The organism is Streptomyces sp. NPDC037273, from assembly GCF_055603625.1.
In genome coordinates, this window is record NZ_JBVJVO010000005.1 from 499,281 (window position 1) to 515,199 (window position 15,919).

Below are 15,919 nucleotides of genomic sequence, written 5' to 3' on the forward strand. Positions count from 1 at the left end.
CGCCGGGCTCAGCTGGGGCGGCCGAGCATGGCGAGCCGGCTGGTGGTGCGGTCGAGGTCGCGGGTCAGGGCGTGCCCGTCGGGGAGGGAGGCGAGGGGGTCGGCGCCGATGAGGACGAGTCGGAGGTCGCGGTCGTTGGCGACGTCGACGAGGTTCGCGAACCGCTGGCGTCCGTCGGCGGAGGCCTGGGCCAGGGGCGGGACGCCGTCCAGGACCAGGGTGTCGAAGCGTTCGGCGAGCGCCAGGTAGTCGGGCACGGCGGTGGTGGTCTCGCACAGGGCGTCGAAGGCGAACCAGACGAGGTCGCCGCGCACGGCACGGGCGGGCAGCTCCCGCAGGTGGGCCGGGACGGAGGTGGCCTCGGCGGGCGCCGGGGCGGTGAGGCCGTGGGTCGCCAGGGCGGGATCGCCCGGGGGCAGGCAGAGGCCGGTCGCGAAGCGGCGGCCGCCGTCCTGGGACGGGGGCGGCGCGAGGCGGCGGAAGTCCACGGGACCCGAGACGTCCAGGACGTCCATCCGTTCCTCGATGAGCTTGATGGTGGGCTCGAAGAGGTGGTGGTAGAGGGGGTCCGGCATCAGGCCGGCGGGCGGGTAGTTGGAGGTGGTGACGAGGGTGATACGGCGGTCGAGGAGCGTGCGGAACAGGCGGGCGATCAGCATCGCGTCGCCCGCGTCGTGCGCGTGGAACTCGTCGAAGACCAGGACGCGGCTGTCCCCGACGAGCTCGTCGAGGGCGCTGTCGACGGCGCTCTGACCGTCGTGGCGTGCACCGGGCCGGGTGACGCCGTCGTGCAGCCGCCGGAAGAAGTCGTGGAAGTGCAGACGGCGCTTGCGCTCGGTCGGCAGGCCTTCGTAGAAGGTGTCGACGAGCCAGCTCTTCCCGCGGCCGACCGGGCCCCACACGTACAGGTCGCGGGGCGGCTTGGGGAACGTCCAGGCCGGCTTGGCGAGTTCCGCCGCCAGCCGGGACAGTCGATCGACGGCCGGTTCCTGCGCGGGGGCTATGGAGAATCCGCGCCGCGCCGCGGCCTCGTGGAAGTGGCGGCGCATGGCCTGCTCGTGCTGGGGCACCGGTCTGTTCATCCGTTCGTGCGAGGGCTGTCGGGTCGAGGTGTCGCGGTCGGCGCCGGTTCGATGACGTCCACGGTCCCGCGTCCGCCGTCCACCCGGATGCGGTCGCCCGTGCGGATGCGGGTCGTGGCGTTGCCGCAGCCGACGACGGCCGGGATGCCGAGTTCACGCGCCACGATCGAGGCGTGCGAGAGGTTGGCGCCGACGTCGGTCACGATCGCCGAGATGCGGGTGAACAGCGGCGTCCAGCCGATGTTCGTCACGGTGGTCACCAGGATCTCGCCCGGCTTGATGACCTCGCCCTCCTCGACGGTGGCGACGACCCGGGCGACGCCCTCCACCACGCCGCCGGACGCGGGCGAGCCGGCGACCGTGTCCGTGGCGGGTGTGGTGTCGTGCGCGTCGAACAGGTCGGCCCGCCGGTTCGGGTCGGCGGCCCAGGCCAGCGGGTCGAACTCGCCGCGGATGAGGGTGGGGTACGGGGGAAGGGTGCGGTAGCCGTCGTACGCGGCGCGGCGGGCCGGCACCGCGGCGAGCGGGGCCCGGTCGCCGCGGAGGACGGTGAGGATCTCGTCGACGGACAGGAAGAACAGGTCGTCCCCCGCGCCACCGGTCTCCCCCGCGCCACCGGCCTCGCCCGCCCCGGTTGCCTTCCCCGCCCCAACGACCTCGCCCGCGCGCAGCACGAAGTCGCGCAGCAGCCAGAAGACGCGGGCCACCTCGGTGCGGGCGGCCTCCCGCAGGCGGGCCGAGGCCGCCCAGGCGTCGACCTTGGCGCGGATGGCCTTCACTCGCCCGGGGTGTGCGGCGGCGAGGCGGTCCCAGGCCGCGGCGCGGGCGGTGTTCTGGCGTGCGAGGCGCGCGGCCGCGTCCTCCTCGACCGTGCCGAGGGCGGCGAGCTGCCGGTCGATCCACCGCGGGTCCTCGGCGGGGCGCGGCAGGGACACCTCGAACTCGTGGGGGCCTCGATGGCCGTAGGCGCGCGTGTAGGTGTCGCGGTCGGTCTCGCCGCGGGCGAGGCGTTCCAGGCCGAGGAGGGGTCCCATGCTGGCCAGTTGGCCCTCGTCGCCGAGGCCGGTGGTCATCAGGTCGGCGTCCTCCTCGCCGACCAGGGACTCCAGGGTGCCGCGTACCTTGACGAGGGTGTCGCCGCCCTGGCGGGTGGCGGCCTGGAGCATGTGGCAGCAGCGGCGGAAGTACGGTGCCACCTCGGACTCCCACAGGGCGGTCAGCTCGCCGGCGGTCTTCGTCGCGGCGACCACGGCCCGCAGTTCCTCGCAGCGTACGGGCGCCTCGTCGAGGAACGCGGGCAGCTGCTTGCCGTTCGCACGGATGCGGCTCATCACGGCGAACGCCTCGCCGAGGGTGTCCCGCCAGACGCGGGGCCGGGAGGCGGGCAGCAAGGGGATCGTCACGCCTTGCGGAAGGCGGCCGAAGACGAGCTCGTTGGCCTGGGCGAACTTGCGGCCCTGTCCGAACGCGGCGGCGAGGGTGGCGGTGACGCTGAGGTTCATGTAGAAGCGGCCGCCGATGTTTCCGTACATCGGGCGTCCTTCGAGGGTGGCGCCGACCATGACGTCGCCCATGAACGCCTTGACGAAGGACCAGGTCGCGGGCGTCATCACGTCCGGGACGGCCTCGCCGAGGTTGGCGCTCGTCCAGAGGGAGTCGGTGCCGGTGCTGTCGTTCCACACCTCGGGCCGGGGCGCCGCGACGGTGGTGACGGGCCGTGCCTGGAGGATGCGGAAGGCGCCTGCCTCGCGGGCCCACTCGACGTCGCGCGGCTCGCCGTACAGGTCCTCGATCGCGAGTCCGATGCGGCCGAGCTCACCGGCCTCCGCCGCCGTGAGGACCGGGGCTTCGCGCAGGTCGGCGGGGACCGGCTGTTCCTTGGTGCCGTCGGCGGTCGGTACGGTCATCACCTCCTTCGCGGCGATACGTTCCTCCACAACGGCCAGGCTCGCCCGGTCGACGATCAGGGTGTCCGGGGTGACGAGACCGCTGACGACCGCTTCGCCCAGTCCCCAGGCCGCGTTCACCACGAGCCGGTCGGTTCGCCCGCCGAGCGGGTCGACGGTGAACATCACGCCGGCGGCGTCGGCGTCCACCAGTTCCTGCACCACCACGGCGAGCGACACGTCCTCGTGGGTGATGCCCGCCCTGGTCCGGTAGGCGAGGGCGCGGTCGGTCCACAGGGAGGCCCAGCAGCGGCGGACGGCCGCCAGGAGGGCGCCCGCGCCGGTGATGTTGAGGTACGTGTCCTGCTGGCCGGCGAAGGACAGGTCGGGCAGGTCCTCGGCCGTCGCGGACGACCGTACGGCCACCGTGCGCGTGCCGTCGCCGAGGGCCGCGTAGGCCGCCAGGACGGCCTGCTCGACGGCGGGCGGCAGCGGGCCCTCCTCGAAGAGGGCCCTGATGCGGGCGCCGGTGTCCGGAGCTCCGTCCGGTCCGGCGGCGAGCTCGGTACGGATGCCGTCGCTCACGCCCGCCGCGGTGACGAACTCCTGGTAGGCGGCGGTCGTGATGTGGAAGCCGCCGGGTACGGGAAGCCCTGCCCGGGCGAGCTCGGAGAGGGCCGCGCCCTTGCCTCCCGCCGACTCCAAGGTGGCGGTGGCAGCGTCCAGCGGCAGCACGAATTCCATGGTCCGATCCCCCAACTCGCCCGCAGAGAAGGATCATGATCGCATCCGGACCACCGCACGACCAGCCCCGCCTCTCCGCCTGGGCCTTCCGGCGGGTCAGCCGGGCTTGCGCAGGGAGCGGGTGAGGCGTTCACCGAGGGCGCGGTCCATGCCCGACGAGGAGTCGATGCCCAGCGAGGTCGCCAGGTCGAGGACGTGCAAGTCGGCGAGGGCTTCGGTGAGTTCGGCGAACGCCGTGGCGGCGGCACGCCCGCGCCGGATGCCCGCGGCGACGCAGGCGGCTCCGATGACGGCCGCCGGCCACCACCAGGCGCCGAGCACGAGATACCCGGCGCCCCAGGCGCACAGCCGCGCCGCCGCGCCGAACCGCTCCCGGGCGGCGTGCAGTTCGGCTCGGGTCCCGTCGGGGGCGAGGAGCCAGAGGTGGGGCCAGGCAGCCGCGAGGTCAAGGCGGTAGGTGCGCCAGAGCCGTTGCCCGGGCGCGGCCAGCCGGTCGCCCATGCCGAAGGGGTGGCGTGGCGCGGCGTCCGCGATGCGGGCACGGTCGGCGAAGTGGCGCTCCGCGAGGTCGGCGAGCCGGTCGGCGTCGTCCGCGCCGGAGATCCGGGCCCGGCCCGCGGTGACCAGCGCTTCGCGGAACGCTTCGTCGGCCGCGCGCCATCGGTGGAGCCGTCGGTCGGCGAGGCGCCTCAACAGGGGGCCGCGTGGCTCGGCGCACCAGAGGAGTTCCACTCCCCCGCCGAGGGCCCGGGCCGCCATCCCGGTCGCGGCGGCGACCAGCAGGATGCCGAGCGCCACGAGGGCGAGGGTGCCGGCGCTCCGGGACGCGGGGGAAGCGGCCAGCGCGTCGAGCCGGTTCCGTAGCGTCCCCGCGTCGGACCAGTGTGCGTGACCGAGCACCGTCGCCGTGGTGACGGCGGCGATGAAGAGCAGTCCCGGCAGTGCGACGAGCGTCAGCCAGCGTTCGGCGATCCGGCCCCCCAGCGCGCTGAGGAAGGCACTGGTCACCGGAGGTACACCTGGTTCAGGGGCCGGCCGAGGATCCCGCAGGCGGGCTGGTTCGGGACGGCGGCGTCGGGCACCTCGACGCGCCCGCACCGCCCCGTGGGGCAGGCCAGCACGTACAGCGCGGGGTGACCCGGCCCGGCGACCGGCAGGCTCTGGAAGCCGGGGACGGTCGGAGGGGGCGTCGTGCGGTACGAGCCGAGCCCGGCGCTGTGTCCGGCGGCGAGGAGCAGGTCCTCCAACGTGTCGAGCTGCTCGCCGAGTTGCTGGGGGGAACGGCCGTCGCGCAGGGCGGAGACGATGGTGGCGACGAGCCGCGCGCCTTCCTCGCCTAGTGCGTCGAGCTCCGACGAGGTGACGGGGTCCGCGAGGCGTCGGCAGAGCTCACCGAGCCGCGCGTCGCCGGTGTCCGCTCCGTCGGCCGTGTTCGCCACGCTCGCGCTCCTCCTCGGACGCCGGTTGCCCTTCGTGGGGATTGTACGGTCGGACTCCGGCGCTCCGAGGGCATCTTGGCTATCGTGAACAGGGGCCCGCACGTGGCACTCGCACGGGGACGCGCGGTCCGGGGCGGCATCAACCGGGGGTGGTCGTGGTCGGCACGGCAGGCGCGGCGGCGGCCGGAGGACCCGGCGCGGGGCCCGGCGCCGATCAACTGCTGCTCCGGCATCTGCGTACGGGCGACCGCGCGGCACTCGACGAGGCCATCGGCTCCTACCGCCGGGAGCTCGCCGCCGCGGAGCCCGGCGACGCACGCGTGCCGGGCCTCGCCGGCAATCTCCTGATCGCCCTGCACCGGCGGTGGCAACTGACGGGCGACGCCGACGATCTGACCGCGGTGATCGCTCTCGGCCGCCGGCGGGTGTCCGTCGAACCAGTGCGCCCGCAGGACGTGTTCCTGCTCGCCGTGGCCTACCGCCGGCGCTTCGACCTCCACGCCCGTGCGAGCGATCTCGACCAGGCGATCGACCTGCTCGACCGGGCCGCAGGCCTCCCCCAGGACGCCGCGTCGGGCGCGCAGGCGCTGGCCTCGCTGGGCGATGCCCTGCAAGTGCGGTACCGGAACGGCACGCACGTCGGGGCCTCCGGCGCCCGGGCGGCCGACGGAACGGATCTCGCGCGGGCGGCGGGCGCGTTACGGGACGCGCTGGAGATCCTGCCGCCCGGCTCGCCCGACCGGCCCGGCTACCGCACCAACCTCGCGACGGCGCTCCACGGCACGTATCTGCACAGCGGTGACACCGCCGCCCTGCGCGAGGCCCTGGACATGTGGCGGGCCGCACTGCGTGAGAGCCCGCGGGGCAGCGCGGTGCGCCGGCTCGTCCTGACGAACCTCTCCCAGGCTCTTCGCCAGTGGCACGAGCACGAGGGCGACGAGGCGTCTCGTGCGGAGATGCTGGAGGTGCACCGCACGGCCCTCGCCGAGACTCCGACCGGTCACCCGGACCGGCCCGAGCGGCTGGCGGGTCTGGGCGTGGCGCTGCGGGTGGCCGCCGAGGCCGACGGGGATCCCACGCGCCTGCGCGAGTCCGCGCGGCTGCTGCGCGAGGCCCTGCCGCTGTTCGACCCCGACGCTCCCGAGCGGGCCATGCGGATGAACAGCCTCGGCAACACGCTGCACCGGCTGGCCCAGTCGACCGGGGACGAGGCGGTCCTCGACGAGGCGATCGCCGTCCTGCGGTCCGCCCTGGCCCGGCAGCGGCCGGGCAGCGTCCCCTACGCCGACACCCTGGCCAATCTCGCCGTCACCCTGCGGGAGCGGGCGCTGCGCACGGACGATCTGGACTCCCTGCGCGAAGCCACCCGGCTGGCCCGCGAGGCACTCGACGCGGCCACCGCCTCCCCCGCCGCCCAGGTCGTACGCCTCGCCAACCTCGGCGTCGTCCTCCAGAGCTGGCACGGCGCGACCGGCGACACGGCCGCCGCGGACGAGGCCGTCGACACGGCCCGCCGGGCGCTCGCACTTGCCCCGCAGGCCGGCCCGGTCCGCGCGGACCGGTTGAACCACCTGGCCAACGCCTTGCGCGCACGGTTCGACGAGCGCTCCGACCTCGCGGACCTCGACGAGGCGGTCGCCTTCCTCGAAGAGGCCGCCGAGCAGGTGCCCTACGGCGATCCGGCGCTGGCCCTGGTGCTCTCGAACCTCGGCTCCACCCGCCTGACGCAACATCACCACAGCGCTGAAGAGGGCCTGTTGGAGCACGCGATCAGCGACCTGGGCCGCGCCGTCTGGTCCGTCCCCGAAGGCGGCTCGGCGCACGGATTCGCCCTGCGCTCGTACGGCGACGCGTTACGCGCCCTGTACCACCAGGACGGCGACCCCGGGGTGCTGCGCGCGGCCGAGGACTCCTACCGGCAGGCCGCCGCCACGAAGGCCATGCCCGCCCACGAGCGGGTCCTCGCGGCCTGGGACTGGGGAGCCGCCGCGGCGACGGGCCTGCGCTGGGACGAGGCTGTCCGTGGTCACGAACTGGCCCTGGAACTGCTGCCGTTCGCGGCGTCCGGCCGTCTGGCCCGCCGGGACCAGGAGCGCGGTCTGTCCCGCGTGCGGGGTCTCGCCGCCGAGGCCGCCGCGTGCGCGGTGCAGGCGGGGCGGCCGGAACTCGCGGTGTCGCTCCTGGAGCAGGGCCGTGGTGTCCTGCTCAGCCGGGCCATGGCCACCCGGGACGGCATCGGTCGGTTGCGCGACGCCCATCCGGGTCTCGCCGAGCGGTTCGTCGCGGTCCGCGACCGGCTCGACGCGCTGGAAGCCGCCGACGGGCCGGGCACGCCTCTGGGCCTGAGCCCGGCCGCGGACGCGGACCAGCGGCACACCCTGGCGAGCCGGCTCGAAGACCTGGTGGCGGAGATCCGCCAGGCTCCGGGCTTCTCCGACTTCCTCGCCGCACCGGACCGGGGCACCCTGCTCGCCTGCGCGCAGGACGGCCCCGTGGTCCTCGCCTACTGCAGCGGCTACCGCAGCGACGCCCTCGTCCTGCATCCGGGAGGCGTTCTCCTCGTACCGCTGCCCCGGGCCACGCCGGAAGCGGTCGGCGAACAGGCGGAACGGCTCCGGCGCGCGCTCGCCGACGCGATGGACCCCGCCCGCGACAAGGCCGCCCAGCGGACCGTCGCCGAGGTCCTGGAGTGGACGTGGGACCACGTCACCGGCCCGGTGCTGGACCGGCTCGGGCTGTCCGGCGCGGTAGGAGCGCGCGGCGAGCTGCCCAGGCTGTGGTGGGCACCGGGCGGGACGCTTTCGGCGCTGCCCCTGCACGCGGCAGGCCACCACGGTGACGTACCGCGGCACGCGGAGGGGGCGGGCCCCGTGCCCCGCACCGTCATGGACCGCGTGGTGTCCTCGTACACGCCGACCGTCCGGGCCCTCGGATACGCCAGGGCCCGCGCCGCCGCCCCGGCGCCGCCCGGCCGGGTCCTCGCCGTGGCCCTTCCCGAGACGCCGGGGGCCCGGCCGCTGGGCGGGGCACGACGCGAGGTGGAGGCGCTGCGCGGGCTGCTGCCGACCGATGTGCTGTACGGGGAGGAGGCCACGCTCGACCGGGTGATGGCCGCCCTGCCCGATCACCCCTGCGTCCACTTCGCCTGCCACGGCGTCAGCGAACCCGCCGATCCGTCGGCGGGCCGGCTCCTCGTGCACGACCACGCGACCAGGGCGTTGACCGTCCGGCAGATCGCCCGGCTCGACCTGCCGGCCGCGCGGCTCGCGGTGCTCTCGGCCTGCGACACGGCACGCGCGGACGGGGACCTCGCCGACGAGTCCATCCACATCACCTCCGCCTTCCAGCTCGCGGGATACGCCCACGCCGTCGGCACCCTGTGGCCGGTCCACGACGCCGTGGCCGCCCGCGTCACCCGCCTGCTCTACCGGGAGCTGCGTACCGACGGCGGGGGCGGGCCCGCCCTGGACGACGGACGGACGGCGGTCGCGCTGCACCGGGCGCTCCGGGAGTGCCGCACCGCGTTCGCCGCCGCCCCGAGCCTGTGGGCCGCACATGTACACGCGGGTGCCTGAAGCACCCCGCACGGACACGGAGGAGAGGGTCACGATGAGCCGATGGTGGCGGCGCAGGGGCGCACAAGGGGACGGGGAAGGCGGCGGGGACGGTACGGCCGACGAACGAGAGCGGGCGGAGTCGCCGCCGCCTCAGGAGGAGCGGGCCGGGCAGCCGGTCGCCGGGCGCATCACCCTCACCGAGGTGACGGAGGGCCGTCCCGAGGAGAAGATCATCGACATCGAGTTCTCCCCCGAGGAGTGGCACACGATGCGGGCCCGCGCCGTCATGGAGCGGCTCGGCGCCGAACACCCGGAAGCCCTCGACGCCGTACGCGACCTGGCCCGCGTGCTCGCCTCGACGCCGGGGCGCGACGAGGAGGCGGTCGCCTTCTACCAGCAGGTGGCCCGAGGCCAGTGGACCGTGCTCGGCTCCCGGCACGAGGAGACCCTGCGGACCTCCGCCGAACTCGCCGACCTCCTTCACCGGACCGGGCAGCTGCAACTCGCCGAGTCGGCCTGGCGCGACACCTTCCGCGGCAGCTCCGAGGCCCTGGGCCGCGATCACCCCGACACCCTGCGCCGCGCGGCCGGACTGGCCGCCGTCCTGGAGGACCTCAGGCGCGCCCCCGAGGCCGAACCCCTGCAACGGGACGTCCTCGAACGCCGCACCAGGCTCCTCGGGCCCGACCATCCGGACGTGCTGACCGCCGCCAACTCCCACGCCTGCTCCCTGCTCAAGTGCGGCCGCCACAAGGAGTCCGAGCGGGCGCTGCGCGCTCTCCTGCCCCGGCTGGAGGAGCGCTTCGGCCCCGACCACGAGCGCACGGCGGCGGCCCGGGCCAACCTGGGGGCCGTCCTCGTCCGGCTGAACCGCCACAGCGAGGCGGAGACGCACCTCCGCGCCGTCATCCGCTCCTTCGAGGTGACCGTCGGGCGCCGCCACGAGAGCACCTTCACCGCGCGCAACAACCTGGCGGCCGTCCTCCACGCCATGCAGCGCGAGGAGGACGCGGTCCCCCTCCTCCGGGACGTCCTGGCCGGCCGGGTGGCCCTCAACGGCGAGGACCACCCGATCACCGTCACGACCCGGGACAACCTGGCCAACGTCCTGATCGACGTGGGGCGCCACGCCGAAGCGGCCGCCCTCCTCGAACGCTGCGTCCGCGACTACCGGCGCATCTACGGGCCGGGGCATCCACGCGAACGGGCCGCCGAGGAGAAGCTGGCGTGGCTACGGGACGAGTCCGTGTAGGCGCGCCCGTGGTTCAGTCGCAGCAGTCGCAGCAGCACTTGCACGGGTTGCAGCAGCCACCGCCACCACCGCCGCCGCCGCAACCGTCGCCGCAACCGCCGGAGCCTCCCGATCCACCCGATCCGCCCGAACCGCCGAATCCGTTGCCGCCGCCACCCGAACCACCGTGAGAGCCGCCGGAGTTGCCGCCGCCGTGGCCGCCGAACCAGCCGTCGCCGCCCGAGCCGTCCCGGCCGGAGCCGTCACGACCGGAGCCGTCCCTGCTGGATCCGCCGCCACCGTTCCCCTCACCGAACGGGAAGGGGTCCCCGTCGCCGTCGTCCCCGCAGTCGCAGCAGTTGAAGCACAGGCCGCAGGAGGAGCACAGCCGGCGCCACTCGCGGCAGCGTCGGCAGTGGCCTTCCGACTGCCGGCCCGACGCCTCCGGGGGCACCGCGAGCGCGCCGACGCCGCACGTCGTGCCGGTGGAGGCCTCCGATGGCGTTTCCGTGGCCGTGCGGCGACCCAGCCAGGGCAGCAAGCGCGGTCCCCGCGGCTCGCGGTGCCGCTCCTGAGTGCGGTGGTGTCGGTGGCGGGGGTCGAAGACGCGGTCGACGGCGCGTTCCAACTCGTTGCTCAGGAGAGCCTGGACGAGGCGGCCGTCGACGAACACGGCGTCGGACAGGGCGAGTCGGATGCCGTGGACGGCGTCGTCGCACAGGCGGCGGACCTCGGCCCGGTGCGCGCCGGTGACGGCGATGGGGTTCCAGGCGCCTGAGGCCCGGTCCGCGTCCAGGTCCTCCACCGCGTCGAGGAGGTGGGCGAGGCGGCCGAAGAGGCGGCCGGCCTCGGTGAGGGGCTCGACGTTGCCCGGGCGGTCCGTGAGGACGGCGGTGTACGCGAAGGCGGCCGCCGTGGCGGTCTCGGTGGGTTCCGTGACGGTCAGGAGCGAGCCGCCGGGGCCGGTCGACCGCTCGATCTCCGGCTGGCGCGCGACCGCGCCGAGGAGCACCGCGGTGTCGAAGCCGAGCCGTTCGCCGCCCACCGCGCCCGCCCGGTCCCAGCCGTGGGCGATCCGGCGGGCCGCGAGGGCCACCGGGCGGCGGCCGACCAGACCGTCGCCGTCCGCCACGTGGTCGCGTATCTTCGCCGCGGCGAGGACGAGCGACACCGTCGCCGCGAGGCGGGCACCCTCGCCCTGCGCCACGTCCGCCGACCGCATCCCGCGCAGCGGGCACGGACCGGCGGCCCGGCGCCAGTCCCCGGTCCGCTGCGACTGCGCCTCGGTCAGCACCGAGACGATCAGGCCGTCGTAGTTGGTGGCGACCCTCGCGAACTGTCCGTACTCGCTGCGCAGGGCCAGGCACAGCCCGCACAGATGGGCCATCCACTCGGTCCGCAGGCCCTCGCCCAGGCGATGGCGGCACGGCCTGATGATTCCGAACATCGACGTTCTCCCCCGTTGGATCAGTTGCCCGCGCGTCCGGCCCGGTGGCTCGTCGACGCGCGGCCGACATCCTAGACGCCGGCGTCCCGCTGCTCGACGGCGTCGTCTTGTACGCCCTCCGGCGGCGCGGGACGGCCGGACGGGAGGGAGACCGCCCCACCTTTCACATCCACCTCAACTAGCCTGCCAGGCTGTCCAGTTACCTCGTAACGGACCGCCCACCGTGTCGTGACAAGTCGGTCCGTATGCCTTCTCAGCGACCTCGCGGCCACCCTAAGATTGTTCCGTTGTCATCGGATCCGTGACTCATGGAATTGGGTGACCCATGCCTCCTCGGCTTGTCGGCCATCAAGGCTCCCTGGCTGGACAGCAGTTCCCGATCGGCAGCACACCGGTGACCTTGGGTCGCAGCGGCGACAACAGCGTCGTGATAGTGGGTGAGAACGTCTCGCGCTTTCACGCCGAGGTGCGCCGTGAGGGCCATGGATTCGTTCTGTACGACAGCGGCAGCATCAACGGGACGCACGTCAACGGGGAGCGCGTCACCTCGCACGAGCTGCGGCCGGGGGATCTCATCCGGATCGGCACGGAGACGTTCCGCTTCGAGGCGGCCGACGCGATGGAGACGATTCTCGACCTGTCCGTGCTGCGGCCGCTCGGCCCCTCCGCGCAGGCGACCCTGGCGGCGGGTCCTGTCCTGAACGTGACGGTGTCGGGTGGCGGTCCGGTGGGGCTGAGTTTCGCCCTGCTCCTGGAGCACCTGATGGGGCACCGGGTGGCGATCACGGTGTACGACGGCCGGTGGACCCAGGAGGGGACGAAGGTCGTCTGGAAGAGCGAGAGCCAGGGCAACGTGCGGCGGCAGCAGGTCGTGACGGTGCAGAGCCGGCAGTATCTGAACCTCCCCGAGGAGGTGCAGGCGCGGCTGTTCCGCGGGGACGCGTACTCCGAGATGTGGCCGGTCGGCCCCGATTCGGTCCGGGGTCACAGCCCCCGGAACCTCCGTATCGCCTACATCGAGGACACGCTTCTCGAACTGGCCAACGAGAAACCGGACCGTATCCGGCTCGTACCCGAGGTATTCGACGCGGCCGAGCACGAGAAGTCCGGGGCCAAGGATCACGTGCTCGCCATTTGCGAGGGCGGCCGGTCGCGGACGCGGGAGCATTTCGCCGACAAATTCGGGAGCGCCGACAAATCCATCTACTCGCTGCACGGGCAGCACATTCAGGACGTCGTCCTCGGGCTGCGCGTCACATCGACGCTGACGGACCCCATGACGGTGCTGCTGACCGTGGCGCAGAACCGCTTTCTCCTCAACGCCCTGCGCGGTGAGGGATTCCTGAACATGCGGCTGACCGACGCCGAGGCCGCGGAGGTCGTCGGCATCGATCCGGTCCGGCACGTCTTCGAGGAATGCATCGCCTCCCGCCCGTGCGTCATGGGCCGTGACGACCACGGCGACTTCCAGTGCTCGACGCACAGCACGCTCTTCCTGCCCGCCATGGTGAAGGGTTCGGCGCTGTGGCGGCGGGTCCTCGAGGGGCTGGCGCTGTTCGGGGTCGCCGAGCGGGACCTGAGGGCCGTCACCGCGTTCCGGCTCGACATGGTGCAGCGGCCCAGGTTCACCACGCGGCTGCACTCGGCCACGTCGACGTCCCCGGGGACGTACGGATTCCTGCTCGGCGACGCCGCCAACGCCATCCACTTCTGGCCGGGTCGCGGGCTCAACAGCGGTCTGGGCTCCGCCGTTTCGCTGGCCCGGTCGCTCAACGGGGCCTGGACGGGACGGCCGTTCCGCGACGCGGACTTCGCGCGGCACGAGGCGGCGATGTCGATGCTCCAGTACCGGCACAAGAGCCGGGCCTGGAACACGATGATCACCACCGACGAGAACGGCGTCAGCCGCCCGATCAAGGAGAAGATCGCGCAGAGCATCGAGGAGAGCGAGGGCAAGGACCTCGACAGGCCCGCGGACGTCGACGCCCTCATGGAACGGCTCCGGTCGATCCGCGACCGCCTGTCGTCACGCCTCCCCGGCATGCCCGACGACGCGACCCTCCGCACCCACCTGGAGACGCTCGACTCCTCCACCCTGCGCACCCTGTGGGAGAGCGGAGCGTGGGACACCCTGATCGTCGGCGGCGAGGAGGTCGACATCGACATCTTCTACCAGCAGGACTCGTCCCCCGCGACCGCCCCGAAGAGGACCCGCGCGGCTTCGTGACGGAGGACGGCGGCCGGGTCTTGTCCACCGGGTGGTGGACAACCGGTTCCACCGGTCGAGGCTGCCGGGCGCCGTGCCCCGGCGGCCAGAGTTCCGTACATGAGAAACCTTCCCGTACGGACCGCACGCTGGAGTGCCCGGCATCCGTGGCGTGCGATCGTGTCCTGGTTCCTGTTCGTCACCCTCTGCCTGGGAAGCGGCATCGCGCTCGGCAACAACGCCGCGACCGCCGAGGACTTCCGCGTCGGTGAGGCGGGGCGGGCCGAGGCCATCGCCACCGACGGCGGCGTGCAGCGCCGGCCCACCGAGCACGTCCTGATCCGCGCGGAGTCCGGCCCGCTGGACCGGGCGGCGGCCGATGCCGCGGCCCGGGACGTCCGGGCCCGGATGGCGAGGCTGCCGGAGGTGGCCGAAGTGGGGCAGCCGGTCCGCTCGGCGGACGGCACGGCCCTGCGGATACGGGTCGTCCTGAACGGACCGGAGCTCGAAGGCAGGAAGAACGTCGTGCCGCTCCTGGAGCAGACGGCGATGGCCGCCGCCGCGCATCCCGGTGTGGTGGTGGAGGAGACCGGCTCCCCCGCGATCAGCAAGGGCGTCAACGACCAGCGGGGCAGGGACCTGGCGCTCTCCGAGCGCATCACGCTGCCGATCACCGTCGTCACGCTGCTGCTGGTCTTCGGCTCCGTGGTGATGGCGGCGGTGCCGCTGCTGCTCGCGCTCACCTCGATCGCCGCCGCGCTCGGCCTGTCGATGGTCGTCTCGCACGTGCTGCCCGACGCCGGTGTCGGCACCAATCTGATCCTGCTGATCGGACTCGCCGTCGGCGTCGACTACACCCTCTTCTACCTCAAGCGGGAACGCGAGGAGCGAGCGCGGGCAGGCGGACGCCTCGGCCCCGAGGCCCTGGTGGAGCTGGCCGCGGCCACCGCCGGCCGGACCATCGTCACCTCGGGCCTCGCCGTCATCGCGTCCACCGCGACCCTCTACCTCGCCACCGACGTCATCTTCTCCTCGCTCGCCACCGGCACCATCCTGGTCGTCGCCGTGGCCATGGTCAGCTCAATCACGGTGCTGCCCGCGCTCCTGGTGAAGACCGGTCAGCGGTCCGTACGGCGTGCCGCCCGCAAGGCCCGGCGGCGCGCGAGGCGCGGCAAGCCGGCGATCCGGAGCCCGTACGGCTTCCGGGGCCGCGCCGGCCGCGACCGCGACGACGTCCACGGCAACGGCCGCGTCCTCACGGCGCTCCTCGGCCTCGCCCGCAGGCGTCCGGTCGCCACCGTCGCCGCTTCCGTCCTCTTCCTGCTCGCGCTCGCCGCGCCCGCCCTCGGCATGAAGCTGGTGGACCCGGGCAAGGACACGTTCTCCCGGTCGATCCCCGCCATGCGGACGTACGACCGGCTCACCGCAGCCTTCCCCGAGCTCCTCGTCGAACACGAGGTGGTGGTGCGCGCCGCTCCCGACCGGGCCGACGAGGTCCGCCGGGCCCTCGCCGAACTCGGCCGGCGGGCCCAGGCCGACCCGCTGTTCGCCGGGGACACGGCGCCCCGGCTGCGTACCTCACGGGACCAGCGCGTCCACGTCCTCGGGCTGGCCGTGCCGCACGCCGCGCCGACCGCCGAGGCCATCGCCTCGCTCGACCGGCTCCGCTCCGGTCTCGTGCCCGCCACGGTCGGCGCCCTGCCGGGAGTGGAGACCGCGGTCAGCGGTGACGTCGCCCGCAGTCAGGACTACGTGGCCGACGAGCGCGCCAAGCTTCCCCTGGTCGTCGGGGCCCTGCTGCTGCTGTCCTTCCTCACCATGGCGATCGCGTTCCGCTCGGCGGTCGTCGCGCTGCTCGGCGTCCTGCTCAACCTGCTGTCCGCCGCGGCCGCGCTCGGCGCGCTCGTCCTGGTCTTCCAGGGCACCTGGGCCGAGGACCCGCTCGGCTTCGACTCGCTCGGCGCCATCGCCTCCCGCGTCCCGCTGTTCCTGCTGGTGATCCTCTTCGGCCTGTCCACGGACTACCAGATGTTCGTCGTCAGCCGGATCAAGGAGGCGCGCGAGGCGGGCATGCCGGCCCGCGAGGCGGTCATGCACGGCATCGGCGCCTCCGCCAAGGTCGTGACGAGCGCGGCCGTCGTGATGGTCACCGTCTTCGGGGCGTTCGTCGCCCTGCATCTGACCGAGATGAAGCAGATGGGGTTCTGTCTGGCCCTGGCGGTCCTGCTCGACACGGTCGTCATCCGGCTCCTGATCCTGCCCGCGGCGCTCCTGCTGCTCGGCGAGCGTGCCTGGTGGCCTCCGCTCCGGGCCCCCGTACGCTGATG

Annotated in this window: 9 protein-coding genes; 4 read left to right on the forward strand and 5 right to left on the reverse strand. The window is 73.9% G+C overall.

The annotated features are described in order from the left end of the window. Positions 1-8 precede the first annotated feature (8 nt). The 4 genes from zapE to ACZ7G1_RS17180 all read right to left on the reverse strand — a co-directional run bounded on the left by zapE (position 9) and on the right by ACZ7G1_RS17180 (position 5,151). Positions 9-1,070, reverse strand: coding sequence for a cell division protein ZapE (gene zapE / locus ACZ7G1_RS17165; RefSeq protein WP_470877189.1), 1,062 nt, complete (start codon positions 1,068-1,070; stop codon positions 9-11). An 8-nt stretch (positions 1,071-1,078) separates the two neighbouring features. After that, positions 1,079-3,712 (reverse strand): PEP/pyruvate-binding domain-containing protein, encoded by a 2,634-nt coding sequence (locus ACZ7G1_RS17170; RefSeq protein WP_470877188.1) that lies wholly within the window; start codon positions 3,710-3,712, stop codon positions 1,079-1,081. Positions 3,713-3,808: 96 nt separating this feature from the next. After that, positions 3,809-4,720: a hypothetical protein gene (locus ACZ7G1_RS17175; RefSeq protein WP_470877187.1), complete on the reverse strand. Its 912-nt coding sequence runs from the start codon at positions 4,718-4,720 to the stop codon at positions 3,809-3,811. Continuing rightward, a complete protein-coding gene (locus ACZ7G1_RS17180) occupies positions 4,717-5,151 on the reverse strand; it encodes a hypothetical protein (protein ID WP_470877186.1) in 435 nt (144 codons plus the stop codon). The genes ACZ7G1_RS17175 and ACZ7G1_RS17180 overlap by 4 nt, the downstream gene beginning before the upstream one ends. Positions 5,152-5,306: 155 nt before the next feature. Between ACZ7G1_RS17180 and ACZ7G1_RS17185 the strand changes: the two genes are divergently transcribed. Continuing rightward, positions 5,307-8,726 carry a CHAT domain-containing tetratricopeptide repeat protein gene (locus ACZ7G1_RS17185; RefSeq protein WP_470877185.1) on the forward strand — a complete coding sequence of 1,140 codons (3,420 nt, stop codon included), beginning with the start codon at positions 5,307-5,309 and terminating at the stop codon, positions 8,724-8,726. 34 nt (positions 8,727-8,760) lie between these two features. Then, positions 8,761-9,960, forward strand: coding sequence for a tetratricopeptide repeat protein (locus ACZ7G1_RS17190; protein ID WP_470877184.1), 1,200 nt, complete (start codon positions 8,761-8,763; stop codon positions 9,958-9,960). Between the two features lie 13 nt (positions 9,961-9,973). Here ACZ7G1_RS17190 and ACZ7G1_RS17195 read toward each other — a convergent pair whose 3' ends face one another. Next, a complete protein-coding gene (locus ACZ7G1_RS17195) occupies positions 9,974-11,386 on the reverse strand; it encodes a DUF5685 family protein (RefSeq protein ID WP_470877183.1) in 1,413 nt (470 codons plus the stop codon). 325 nt (positions 11,387-11,711) lie between these two features. On the opposite strand from ACZ7G1_RS17195, the gene ACZ7G1_RS17200 reads away from it, so the two are divergent. Together ACZ7G1_RS17200 and ACZ7G1_RS17205 are read left to right on the forward strand one after the other, a co-directional pair. Then, complete coding sequence (locus ACZ7G1_RS17200; RefSeq protein ID WP_470877182.1) at positions 11,712-13,613, forward strand: FHA domain-containing protein; 1,902 nt, start codon at positions 11,712-11,714, stop codon at positions 13,611-13,613. A gap of 99 nt (positions 13,614-13,712) precedes the next feature. Further along, a complete protein-coding gene (locus ACZ7G1_RS17205; RefSeq protein ID WP_470877181.1) occupies positions 13,713-15,917 on the forward strand; it encodes an MMPL family transporter in 2,205 nt (734 codons plus the stop codon). The last annotated feature ends 2 nt before the right edge of the window (positions 15,918-15,919 follow it).